General features: G+C 60.2%; 11 protein-coding genes. 6 read left to right on the plus strand and 5 right to left on the minus strand.

Annotated elements, in window-relative coordinates:
- The first annotated feature begins 217 nt into the window (after positions 1-217).
- The gene (locus tag V1471_RS06025) at positions 218-787 is read left to right on the plus strand and encodes a manganese efflux pump MntP (RefSeq protein WP_434287450.1); all 570 of its coding nucleotides are present in this window, start codon (positions 218-220) and stop codon (positions 785-787) included.
- A 40-nt stretch (positions 788-827) separates the two neighbouring features.
- Here the strand turns inward: V1471_RS06025 and dusA are convergent, their stop codons facing one another.
- Positions 828-1,796, minus strand: coding sequence for a tRNA dihydrouridine(20/20a) synthase DusA (gene dusA / locus V1471_RS06030; protein ID WP_434287451.1), 969 nt, complete (start codon positions 1,794-1,796; stop codon positions 828-830).
- Between the two features lie 522 nt (positions 1,797-2,318).
- A complete protein-coding gene (locus tag V1471_RS06035) occupies positions 2,319-3,329 on the minus strand; it encodes a helix-turn-helix transcriptional regulator (protein ID WP_434287452.1) in 1,011 nt (336 codons plus the stop codon).
- On the opposite strand from V1471_RS06035, the gene V1471_RS06040 reads away from it, so the two are divergent.
- From V1471_RS06040 to V1471_RS06055, 4 genes are all read left to right on the plus strand, one after another.
- Positions 3,328-5,475 carry a TonB-dependent siderophore receptor gene (locus V1471_RS06040; RefSeq protein WP_434287453.1) on the plus strand — a complete coding sequence of 716 codons (2,148 nt, stop codon included), beginning with the start codon at positions 3,328-3,330 and terminating at the stop codon, positions 5,473-5,475. The genes V1471_RS06035 and V1471_RS06040 overlap by 2 nt on opposite strands.
- A 160-nt stretch (positions 5,476-5,635) precedes the next feature.
- Complete coding sequence (gene fes / locus V1471_RS06045) at positions 5,636-7,081, plus strand: enterochelin esterase (RefSeq protein WP_434287455.1); 1,446 nt, start codon at positions 5,636-5,638, stop codon at positions 7,079-7,081.
- 338 nt (positions 7,082-7,419) lie between these two features.
- The gene (locus V1471_RS06050; RefSeq protein WP_434287456.1) at positions 7,420-7,749 is read left to right on the plus strand and encodes a hypothetical protein; all 330 of its coding nucleotides are present in this window, start codon (positions 7,420-7,422) and stop codon (positions 7,747-7,749) included.
- Positions 7,750-7,818: 69 nt separating this feature from the next.
- Entirely contained in the window at positions 7,819-8,592 is a 774-nt protein-coding gene (locus V1471_RS06055; protein WP_434287457.1) for a carbon-nitrogen hydrolase family protein, read from the plus strand.
- Positions 8,593-8,660: 68 nt separating this feature from the next.
- Here V1471_RS06055 and V1471_RS06060 read toward each other — a convergent pair whose 3' ends face one another.
- Genes V1471_RS06060 through V1471_RS06070 form a run of 3 tightly spaced genes read right to left on the minus strand, consistent with a single transcriptional unit; the run spans position 8,661 to position 11,273 of the window.
- Entirely contained in the window at positions 8,661-9,704 is a 1,044-nt protein-coding gene (locus V1471_RS06060) for a DUF475 domain-containing protein (RefSeq protein WP_434287458.1), read from the minus strand.
- Positions 9,705-9,742: 38 nt separating this feature from the next.
- Positions 9,743-10,786: a 2Fe-2S iron-sulfur cluster-binding protein gene (locus V1471_RS06065; protein WP_434287459.1), complete on the minus strand. Its 1,044-nt coding sequence runs from the start codon at positions 10,784-10,786 to the stop codon at positions 9,743-9,745.
- Between the two features lie 7 nt (positions 10,787-10,793).
- On the minus strand, positions 10,794-11,273 hold the full coding sequence (locus tag V1471_RS06070; RefSeq protein WP_434287460.1) for a GlcG/HbpS family heme-binding protein: 480 nt from the start codon (positions 11,271-11,273) through the stop codon (positions 10,794-10,796).
- A gap of 369 nt (positions 11,274-11,642) precedes the next feature.
- Here V1471_RS06070 and V1471_RS06075 point away from each other — a divergent pair, with 369 nt between their 5' ends.
- A complete protein-coding gene (locus V1471_RS06075) occupies positions 11,643-12,290 on the plus strand; it encodes a GntR family transcriptional regulator (protein ID WP_434287461.1) in 648 nt (215 codons plus the stop codon).
- Positions 12,291-12,293 lie beyond the last annotated feature (3 nt).

The following is a 12,293-nucleotide window of genomic DNA, read 5'->3' on the forward strand; positions in this document are numbered from 1 at the left end:
TGGTATACAATATACGGAAATACATCGGGGAGTAGCAAACATTCGAGCGATCGGATGGGAGCGCGTCAACATCCTCGCAGATCGCGCCAGACGCGGCCTGCGTGGCGCGTTCAGCCCGGGGAAGTCTTCCCCAAGGCCTTGCAAGACCGTGGCGAGAGGACCTCTGCGGGCGGAGTCCGTCACCTCGCCCGGTTTCTGCCCTTGAGGATATATCATCATGACGCCGATCGCCATCGGACTTCTGGCCTTTACCATGTCCATCGACGCTTTCGTCGCCGCCATCGGTCGCGGCGCCTCCAACGAGCGCAGAGACATGCGCACCGCACTCAAGACCGGCGCGGTCTTTGGCGTGGTCGAAATGATCACCCCGCTCATCGGCTGGTCCCTCGGCATGGCCGCCAGCACCTATATCCGGATTTTCGATCACTGGATCGCCTTCTTCCTGCTGACCGCCGTCGGGCTTCACATTATCTTCCATGCCTACAGCGGCGACGGAGACAGCACGCCCCCGCGCGCGACACGTGCCACGTTTATCGCGCTTCTGGTGACCGCCATCGGCACCTCGATCGACGCCATGGCCGTCGGCATCTCTCTGGCCTTTCTCGACGTCAATATCCTGACCATCGCATTGGTCATCGGTGCGACCACCATGGCGATGACCGCGACCGGCACACTGGCGGGTCATGCTCTGGGGGCACGCTTCGGCAAAGTGATCGAAATCATCGGCGGGGTAATCTTGATCGGGATCGGCACATCCATTCTTCTGGATCACCTGTTTCTGGGCTGATGCTCAACATACCGCCAGCGCAAGGCTTTGCCGAAGAGGATCACCTTGGCAAAGCCTCACGCACCAAATCGAAGCCCGCGCCCTCTTTATGCGCCCCCTCGGACAGCACGCGTTTCCAGCGCCGCGCGCCCGGCTGACCTGCAAAGAGGCCCAGCATGTGGCGCGTCACCTGCGCCAGTTTGCCCCCCGCCGCGATGTGTCGTCCGATGTAGTCTTCCATCGCCAGCACCACGTCATGACGACTGAGCGGATCGGCGTCCCGACCGAAAACCCGCTGATCGGCAGCGCCCAGAATGTCGTAGGGCTGATGATAGGCCGCTCGCCCGACCATGACCCCGTCCATATGCATCAATTCCTCCTCGACCGCATCCAGGCTTTGCACGCCTCCGTTGATCGACAGATGCAACTCGGGAAACGCCTGTTTCATCTCATGCACCAGAGCGTAATCCAGCGGCGGAATATCGCGGTTTTCCTTGGGCGACAGGCCTTCGAGCCAGGCCTTGCGCGCATGCACCGTGATCCGCGTCACGCCCGCATCGCGCATCTTCGCCAGAAACGCGGGCAGCACCTCAGACGGCTCCTGATCATCCACCCCGATGCGGCATTTGACCGTCACGGGGACATCCCCAGCGGCGGCCTGAATCGCCGTCACGCACTCCGCCACCAAATCCGGCGACTTCATCAAAACCGCGCCAAAACAGCCGGACTGCACCCGATCCGACGGACATCCGACATTGAGATTCACCTCGTCATAGCCCTCCGCCACACATAGCTTCGTCGCCTCGGCCAATTCCACGGGCTCCGAGCCACCAAGCTGCACCGCCACGGGATGCTCCTCGGGATTATACCCGAGCAAATGCAAAGCGCCGCCCCGCACCAGAGCCGGTGCGGTCACCATCTCCGTATAAAGCAACGCCTCCCGCGACATCAGGCGGTGAAAATACCGGCAATGACGATCGGTCCAATCCATCATCGGCGCGACGGAAAGTTTTGCATTTTTTTCAATCACTTGACATCTTCCAGCATGATGAGCGCCTGAATTTACCGCATAGGTTTCAAACACTTGCTCTCTTTCACCCCGTGCCCGTCGATCTCATTTCGGGCAGGCGGACCAGACCGGTTGCACTATACCAAGCCCGAACTGCGAGCAACAGCTTGCTTTTCGAAAGCGCCCTTCTCCACCCGAGCGTTTCCAATATATGGAGTATATGTGTGGACGAATGTCGACGGCCACCCTGCCCGCACAAGTGGATCGGCGTCATGACGAAATGTGAAAGCCATCTCCCCCAAAAGCTTGAAACAGCTCAACCGCCCTTGTGTCGCGCCAGAGCCCCCTTGGCCATAAATGTCGCATATGAAGGCTCATGCACCCCGGATCGCCCCAGATCAACGGCACCATCGGCCCCTCGGACGCCCCGACAAGAGCGCTTTGAGAGCCTCTTCCCATCCTCGCGCAATCTCGTGTCACGCGAGTAACGGCATATCGACACACATGAGCGCAAAAAAGGGATCTGGCGTCATGGAAACGGGTTCAGATGACATTGTTGCGCAGAGTGTGAGGCAGAATGTTATACTCACGCCGGAAGGCTGTGGTGAAATTCTCCGGTGTCGCATATCCGGCGAGATGCGCAGCTTGCGCAATGCTCACACCATCTTCGCTCAGGGCCCGGTAGGCATGAGCCAAGCGTTCCTGGCGCAGGAAATCGCGGATCGTGAGACCATAAGCCGTTTTGAACTGGCGTTGTAACGAGCGGCGGTTCAACCCGATCCGGTGTTCCAGATGATCCATATCGAGGGGCTGCGACAGTCGGTCGAGCAGATAAAGTCGGGTCCGTTCTGCCGTCGATGAGGCGGCCGCTTCGAGGTTTGCATCCTGAACCAGGAGACGTCGCAAAAGCTCCAGACCGCGCGACATGCGGTAGAGCCCGGTCTGGGCCCCCGAGGCCTGAGGCGGTGGCGCAACGATCTGAGTGGCAAGACGGATGGTTTCGCGACCGGGATGCCATTGGCGAAACGTATTGCCACCGCTTTTCATGCCTGACGGCACCCCACCCATTTCATCCACCCAACCTAACGGTGTCGCGATCGCGAGTTTACGATAGGGATGCCCATAGCTTTCGATATGGCGCAGGGTTGTGGCTTGCTTGATGTTCATCATCAATGCATCCGGCTTATTTTGCGCATCAAGGTCGAAACCTTGTGTTCCGATGGTAAAGACATGCCGCCCGCCGAGCAGGATCAGGAGCTGGAATTTGGGTTCCAATTCCTGTTCCGTGCCGTTTTCGACCCGGGCTTTGTCCTGATCCAGGACTCCGATGCGAAATTCTCCGGGGAAGCGGTCTACGCTCATGGTGTTCTGTTCCGTCTGTGATGTCGCTGGCGCAAAGGTGAAAGTCGCCCTGACCGAGATCTGACAAGTGGACCTCTGTCCGATCGAAAGATATAAATCCTGACTAAATAACTCAAGATAATCCGTACAGCCAAGGTCCGCTCGAATGCCAGCCTGCGCCAAAAGCGGCTTCAATGGACAGATGTGGATCATGACGAAAATGAAACGGGGCCTGACCCTAACTCTTGCGGGCCTGATGGCTTCCACGGCAATTGTCAGCCCTTTGTTTGCGGAGCAGACGATTGGCCTGGAGCCAATCCTGATCAGCCTCGATTCGGATAACGGCAACGGCCCGGTCGAAGGCTATGCCGCCGAGGGAAGCACCTCTGCGACGGGAACCAATCTCGAATTGGTTGAGACCCCGGTGACGGTGAATGTGATCGGTCAGGAGCAGATGGAAGATCAGGGCGCGACCTCCGTGGGCGAGGCGCTGCGGTACACCGCCGGTGTCTCCGCCGAATATCGCGGCAGTTCGAACCTGTCGGATGAGACTCAGGTACGCGGCTTTGGCGACCGGACTTTTGTGCCGACATTCCTCGACGGCTTGTCCTTCGGGCGCGGCATTCACGCCCAGCTCGACCCGTTCTACCTGGAGCGCATCGACGTGGTCAAAGGTCCGAACTCCGTGGCCTATGGTCAGGTGACGCCGGGCGGTCTGATTGCCATGACATCGAAAAAACCGACCGATGGCGAAAGCAACCGCGTCGAGGTTGCCGTCGGTTCGGATGAGTACATGCGGTTCAGCGGCGATTTTCAGGGCGCGCTCGACGACGAAGGGCGTCTGACATACCGCTTTGTCGGCTCGGCCTGGCAGAAGAACCTGCAAGGCGATTTCGACCAGAACAGGTTCTTCATCGCGCCCTCTCTGGAATGGGCCGTGTCGGATGCGACCAAAGTCACCGTCACAGCGCTGTATCAGAACGAACCCGATGCCGGGAACCGGGGCTTCATGCCTTATTACGGGATCGTCGAGCCGACCGAGGATGGCATCCTTTTGGACGATGATTTCCAATCCTATGCGCCGGATTACGACAGTGTCGAGCGCGAGACCAAATCCGTGGGCTATGAGATCGAACATGAGCTGGGCAACGGCTGGAAACTCGATCACAGCCTGCGCTACACCGAACTTGAGATCAGCCAGACACAGGTCGGCATGTGGGACCCGGTCAATTACGGCACGGATGACAGCGATTTCTATCTCTACCGTTTCCTCAGCGAGGACAGCGCCAAAACACTTGCCGGCGATGTGAACATCACCGGCCAGATGCAAACCGGCGCGCTGACCCATGATCTGACCTTCGGAATGGACTACCTGAAAAACGAAGTCGACAGCTCCTATGCACGCTCCGCGACCGACCTCTATGTCTTCAGCGTCGTCGATATGAACTACCCTACGGCGTCGGACATCGCAGCGATGACGTTGGACGCATATAGCTATACCTCCACCTCAGATCTGACCCAAACCGGTGTTTATGCCCAGGATCGCATCACCTTCGGCGATTGGGCTCTGCTCGTGGGCGGGCGCTATGACTGGACCAAAACCGTGGCGACATGGAACGGGTCGAGCGACGGAACCTATGAGGACGAGGCCTTCACCGGGCGCGCGGCTCTGAGCTACACGACGGCTTTCGGTCTGGTGCCCTATGTCAGCTATGCGACCTCGTTCGAACCGGTGACATCTCTGGATGACAATGGCGAGGCGACCTTCAAGCCGACGACCGGCGAGCAATGGGAAATCGGTGCGAAATGGCAGTCTGCTGACAAACGCTTCCTCGTCTCGGCCGCCTATTTCGACATCACGAAAAAGAACATCACCGAAAGCGATCCGGTCACGGATGAAACCGTCCAGATCGGGGAAATCCGTTCCAAAGGCTTCGAGATCGAAGCGCGCGGCGAGCTGACCGACCGTCTCTCGATCATCGGCTCTTATTTCAACGCCGACGCGACCTATGAAAGCGGCGATGACAAGGGCAACACCTTCACCGCCGTGCCGACCGAACAGGCCGCGCTTTGGGTGAAATATGCTGTCAATGACGCCTTCGACGTATCTTTGGGCGCGCGCTATACCGGCAGCAGCTATGCCAACAGCGCCAATACGCTCTCCGTGCCGTCCTACACGCTGTTTGATGCCGGTCTCGGGATCGATCTCGGGGAAATCTGGCAATCGGCCGAAGGCGTCAGTGCCAATCTGTCGATCCAGAACCTGACCGACGAGCGCTATGTCGCCTCCTGCGTCCGCAGCTATTGCTGGCTCGGCGAGGGTCGCAATTTCCAAGCGAGCATCAGTTATGAATGGTAAAATTTGGGGAGTGCTTCTGCTGGCAGCGCTCGCCACCCCCCTGTATGGCGAAGATATGACACACATGACCTCATCCCTCTCCGTCCCATCTCCGCAAACGACCCGGATCGATTCAGGGGAAAGCGCGCGCTTTCCCCTTTCGGCTGTGCCGGGAAGCTATGTGATCGGTCATCTGAACAGCGGCAAAAGCCCGGTCGATCTGGCACTCCTCTCCAAAGACGGGACCCAGATACGTCTGCTCTTGGCGCGCAACACCGGCAACGGACAATTTCAGTTCGTCATGCCGCAAGGGGCCTTCGCGTTGCAGATCCTCAATCTCGATGGTGAGACGGTGGAGAGCACCCTGACCCTCGACAAAGTCCTGCCGCAAGAGGCGCTCATTGGACCGGCGCCATCCCCCCTGCTCAGCCCGACGCTGCGTGCCCTCTCGGACGAGATCGCGAGCGGTCGAGAGACGGAACAGTTTTGGAACGAACGCGCCCAAAACGGCACGCCGATGATCGAGCCCTCAGAGCGGCCCGGCCATGTCATCGTGACCTTTCTCTGGCGCGGGGCGGAAAAAAACGCCCGGCTCTGGGGCGCGCCGACGTCGGATCATACATGGATGACCCGACTGGCAGGCAGCGACATCTGGTTCGCGTCCTTCGAGGTGCCCGACAGTCTGCGTCTCACCTATGGCATTGCCCCTGATGTGCCGCAGTTCAAAGGCTCGGCGCGCGAAAACCGGGTGGCGCTTTTGGCAACGCTTCAGGCCGATCCGCTCAATCACCATCCGATCTATCCCGACGCGCCCGACATCTGGTCTCAGCGTTCGGAGCTGTCCTTGCCCAATGCGCCGGAGCAACCGGGAATGACCGGCCCCTTGCCCGAGGCGCGCGGCACGATCTCCGGGTTTGATTTCACCTCGGAGGTGCTCGGCAATACCCGCCGCGTGGACGTCTATACGCCTGCGGGATTTGAGTTGACCGATCCCGAAACGGTTGTCCTCGTGCTGTTCGACGGTCCGGCCTACCAGACCCCGCGCGCGCCGGTGCCGGAGATTCTCGACCGGTTGATCGCAGAGGGCCGCCTGCCACCGGTTGTGGCGGTGATGATCGACCCGCTGGACAGTGAGGTGCGCGGGCGGGAATTGCCGCTCAACCGCGATTTTTTAACGGTTGTGGCGGATGATCTTCTACCGCGTGTCGCGCGGGATCTTGGTTTCGTCCCGGACGCCACGCGCACCGTGGTCGCGGGATCGTCCTACGGCGGGCTGGCCGCGGCCTGGTTCCCGCATGAGCGCCCCGATGTGTTCGGCAATGCGATCGTTCTCTCCGGTTCGTTCTGGTGGTCCCCCGAGACGTATAATCGTCCCGGAACACCTTATATGTCCGAACTTTGGATGCAGGACGCGCCAAAGGATGTCCGCCTCTGGATGTCGGCGGGCCTCTATGAAGCCGCACGCCTGCCCGGTGAGGTCTCCATCCTTGAGACCAGCCGTCACCTGCGCGACATTCTGACGATGGCGGGTGTGGACCTGACCTATCGCGAATATGCCGGTGGGCATGATTACCTGATCTGGCGGGGCGCTTTGGCCGAGGGTCTCATTGATCTCTTTGGAGGCTGATCGGGAGCAACACATCAGCTCAAACGTACATAAAGACCGTTAAGACCGTTTTGCAGCTTAAAATCGCCCCCCCTCCGCGCGATAAGTTTACCGGTGCGCGCCCGACCTACCAGCGTCAGGAAAGGCGTAGACTGAACTCGGACGATGTCCTTGAGACCTTGAGCGAGTTGTTCGTCCTGCGAGATACGCATCGCGACATCCGATCTGATGACGATCCGGTGTTTGCCGCTCAGGCGGTTCGGGAGTGGAAAAGCCTCCCAGCCGAACGATCGCGCTTGACAGGCCCGCGTCACACATCACGATGAAGGAGCAAACGCACCGCCCGGACGCCCATCATCATGCAGATCGAACCGACACAATTCCGGCACGGAGATACGGAAACACGCGCCAATATCGCCTTGGCCCAGCCCCCCAACCGCGGCGGGACAACAGCCGCTGGGTTCCTCGCGGCCTGCCCCGAGCGCCGCCTTTTCCCGCAACTGCGCTCATCCTATCGTCGGCATCCGACGCCTCGGCAATCAGACCGTCTGCGCCGTCTGCTCGAACATCTCGGCACGCGGCATGCGCCCTCGCCGACCGGACGTGAACCGACTGCCAGCCACGCCGCCCGAACGAAAACCTTTGTCGAGGAAACCGGCATATGCGTTTCGAACACGCCATCCGCCTGACCCGCCATACCGACCGGCCCCGCACGTAATCGCCCATCTGCGTTCAGCAAAATCAGCTCAGGAGACGCCATGCGGCTCGCAATTCTTCAGTCCACCCCCTCCGCTTCCCTTGAGACTCTGCGCACGCATCTGCTCGCCGCCCGCGCCAATGCGGCGGATGTTCTGATTGTTCCGGAGCTTTACCTCCCCGGCTACAACCAGCCCCAGAAGCATCGCAGCGCAGCCGAACCTCTGGACGGGGACTGGGTGCAGGCCCTGCGCGCTATGGTGGCGGAAATCGGTTGCGCCCTCGTCCTCGGCTGGGCCGAACGCGACGGGGCGCAGGTCTATAATGCTGCGACTTGCATTGACCGGCATGGGGCGCTCTTGTCGCATTACCGCAAGGTCCAGCTTTTCGGCGAAATGGAACATGCGAGCTTTGATCCCGGCACCGTACTTGCGCCTCCCTTCGATCTGTGCGGACGCAGATGCGGCTTGCTGATCTGTTACGACATCGAATTCCCGGGCCACACGGCGGCGCTTGCGCAGTCCGGCGTCGAGGTGATTTTCGTCCCGACCGCCAACCCCAAAGGTTACGAACATGTGCAGGAGGTGCTGGTGCCCGCCCGCGCCCATGAGCTCAGGGGCTTTGTCGTCTATGCGAATTACTGCGGCACGGACAACGGGCTGGAATTTGGCGGCGGATCTACCGTCGCCGGGCCCGACGGACGGAGCCTCGCCAGAGCCGGGATCACAGAGCGGCTGATGATCGTTGATCTGCCGGAACTGTCCGGCTATCGGCCCGAGACCTTGTCCGGAAAAGGCAAAGACTTTCGCCCCGTTCCCATCGCGCAGAAAAAATGAGGCGCTTCTCCGGACAAAGGGGATCTCCGGAAAAGCGCCTCAGAAAAGACCGGGAAGAGGTCTCCGGTCTATGCGGTCACGGTCTCCTCACTGCGTCTGCGGTTGTAACGCACCGAGGACAGCAGCGAGAGCGCGATGAACGTCGCGCCGATCAGCCCGGTGATCACCTCCGGGATATGCACCAGACTCTGCGCAAACATCACACAGGACAGCACGAGGATCGAATAGAAAGCCCCGTGTTCGAGATAGCGGAACTCGGTGAGGGTTTGCTTTTCCACCAGCATGATCGTCATGGAGCGTACATACATCGCCCCGATGCCGAGCCCGATGGCGATCAGGAACAGGTTCTGCGTGAGGGCAAACGCCCCGATCACCCCGTCGAAACTGAAGGACGCGTCGAGCACTTCGAGATAGAGGAAAGCCCCAAGCCCGCCTTTGGCAAGCGACACGCCGCTGTCGAGCACATGACCCAGGGTTTCAACCGCGATGAAGGTGACGAGCCCGGCCATCGCCGCGAACATGAAGGTCGCCCGCTCCGCCGTATCGAGCAGACCGGAGAACAGCAACACGATCAAAAGCACCAATCCAATGGCGAGCCCCCGCACGGAGGCCCATTTGCGCAACAGATCCTCAAGCGGGCGCAGCCAGTCGACCTCTTTTTCCGGGTCGATGAAATAGTTCAGCGCCACCATCATCAGGAACGTCCCCCCGAAGGCGGAAATCGACAGATGCGCCTCCCCGATCAGCCGGGCATAGTCGGCAGGCTCTCGCGCCGCGAGACGCAGTGCCTCGATGGGACCGATGCTGGCGGCGATGGAGACGACGGCGAGAGGAAAAACGATCCGCATGCCGAAGACCGCGATGAGGATGCCCCAGGTCAGAAACCGGCGCCGCCAGACCTCTTCCATATCCTTGAGTTTGTTGGCGTTGACGATGGCATTGTCGAAACTCAGCGAGATTTCCAGCACCGACAGAATGATCCCGATCAAGGCAAAGGTGAGCATGCCGGACAGATGCCCGGTATAGGCCCAGCCGAGCCAGAAACAGAGCGCAATCCCCAGACCGGTGACCGCGAAACTCCAGTGAAAATATTTCCATACGGACGAGGACATGGGCCCCGGCCTCCCTGTAGTGCCCTGCGTAGAGGGGATTAGAGATTATGCGCGAAGTGAAAGCTGTCGGCGTAGATGTGGTTGACGCTCGCCCCGGCTTCAAGGAAGCGCCCACGTGCATCGGCAATCATTTCTGGCGAGCCACAGAGATAGATCGCATGCTCCGACAGATCCGGCAGATCCGCCAGAACGGCGTCCTGAACATAGCCGGCGCGATGCGCTCCCTCGGACGCGCGCGACAGCACCGGCACGAAGGTAAAATCGTCCAATTCCGCTCCGAGCGCCGCGATTTCATCGACCATATAAAGCTCGTCTTCCTCGCGCATGCCCCAGTACAGCGCCACAGGCGGACCGTCCGGTTCCTCCTTCAGAGCCGCCAGCATGGCGCGCAGCGGCGCAATCCCGGTGCCGGTCGCGACCAGCAGAAGCGGCCGGAAATCCTCCGGGTGCAGACGAAAGAGCCCGTGCGGCCCGTGCAAATCGACGCGCGCACCGGGTCGCAACTCCGGCAGTTCCCCCGCCGTGAACATCCCGCCGGGGATCACCCGGATGTGCAGGTCGATCTCACCCTCCGACGGCGCGGAGGCAATGGAAAAAGATCGCGTCGCGCCGCTCTGCGTCACCACATTGACATATTGCCCGGGCAGGAATGCGGGCATCCCGCCAGTCGGACGCAGCCGCAGCCGCAGGATGTCCGCGCAAACCGGTGTCACGGACAGGACCTCGGTCACGATCTCCGTGGGCTCCGGGCGATCCAACGGCATCAGTTCCGCAGCGACCCGCAGATTCATCCGGGCGCGGGCCTGACAGGCCAGAGCAAAACCGCAGCCCCGCTCCTCCTCACTCAGCCCCAGCGGCGCCTCATCATAGGCAACCTCACCCTCGAGCAGACGAATGCGACACGACCCGCAAAACCCGGTCTTGCAGTCATGCGCCAGATCGACCCCCGCTTTGAGCGCAGCGGCCAGAATGGTTTCATGGGGCTCGACGCAAAACATGTCGCCGCTCTCCGCCAAAGTGACCTGAGCCACCACGGCTTCGCCCCCGTCTTCGATCTTGTGAAGCGCGCGAATGATTGTCATGGCCGCCTCACTTCTTGATGTCGGCTGCGACCACGACCTCGTGGCCTTGCGGTGCAAGCAAATCCGCCAGCGCCTGAAGGGCTGCGACACCCGCCGCCGTGTCCTGTTCGCCATTGCCGCCCGACAGACCGACGCCACCGATCACCTCGCCATCGACCACGATCGGAAAGCCCCCGACAAAAACCGCGAACTTGCCCTCGAAGGACAATTGGATACCGAATGCCTCGTTGCCCGGCAGCGCGGGGCCGTTCGGGGCCTTGTTGAAAAGATGGGTGGAGCGTTTGTGCGTGGCGGCCGTGAAGGCCTTGTTCCACGAAATCTGCGGCCCGGTCACCCGCGCCCCATCCATGCGTTCGATCAGGATCGGAAAACCGCCATCGTCGGCGATGCAGATCGTCTCCAACACTCCAATTTCCTTGGATTTTTCAACAGCGGCGGCGATCATCACGCGCGCCTCTTCGGATTGCAGTCTGAGAACTGTTTTCAATGGTCTGTCTCTTAGGTTGTGCGTTTTCTTCCCTCAATTTAGTATACCATATACTCGGAATTCCAAGAGCGCTGCGCGGATTTATTGCGATAAACGTATATAAAATGGATATCCATTCAGAAGTGCTCAAATTTTAGTATACCAAACTAGAAAATCCACCTCCCAATCATCGTTTCACCGCCGATTTGCCTCATCCAAAAGAATCGCACCGCCCCAGCACAGGCCGGAAGACCTGTCCCAACAGGACACATAACGAAGAAGATGCGAGAGGCTTGGCAAAACCTTATTGCCTCTGGTATACCGAAATCAGCGTCAAGACCTTCGGTTCATAACATGAAGACGCGTGATCGAGTACAGACGGGACACAACATGGCTCTGGCAATTGGCGACGCCCACACGCCCTTGACGAAAATGGTCAAGGATGCGCTCCGGGAACGGATTCTGAATGCGGAATTCGAACCGGGAACCCGGCTTGTCGAAGGCAAGATTTCCGAGGAAATGGGCGTGTCCCGGATGCCCGTGCGCGAGGCCCTGCGCGAGCTGGCCGCCGAAGGGCTGGTCAAGATCATTCCCCGGCGAGGCGCGACCGTCTCGATGCCCGCGGCGGATCAGAAAATGGACCTGATCGAGGTGCGCGCCACGCTTGAAGCGCTGAACGCCCGGCTTGCGGCACGGCGCAAAGATCCTGAACGGATCGAGGAACTGCAACGCGTTCTGGCCGCAGGCGAGGCGGACATTGAAAAGGGCGATTTCAGCGAGATGCGCGCCCATAACGATGCGTTTCACATCGCTCTGGGAGAGGTCTCCGGCAACGTGACGCTTCAGGAGCTGATCCGCACCCTGCGCGACCAGACAGCCATGCTGTTCAAACAGGACGATCCGGTGAAGGTGCGCGAAACCTGGCGCGAGCATGCCGATATTCTGCGGGCCGTGATCGCGGGCGACGAAGAACTCGCCGCAATCCTGGCCTCCCGGCACGTTTACAATGCGGTGGAACCGGAAAAAGCCGCCGATTGAGGC

Source organism: Celeribacter sp. SCSIO 80788 (assembly GCF_051054295.1).
GTDB lineage: Bacteria > Pseudomonadota > Alphaproteobacteria > Rhodobacterales > Rhodobacteraceae > Celeribacter.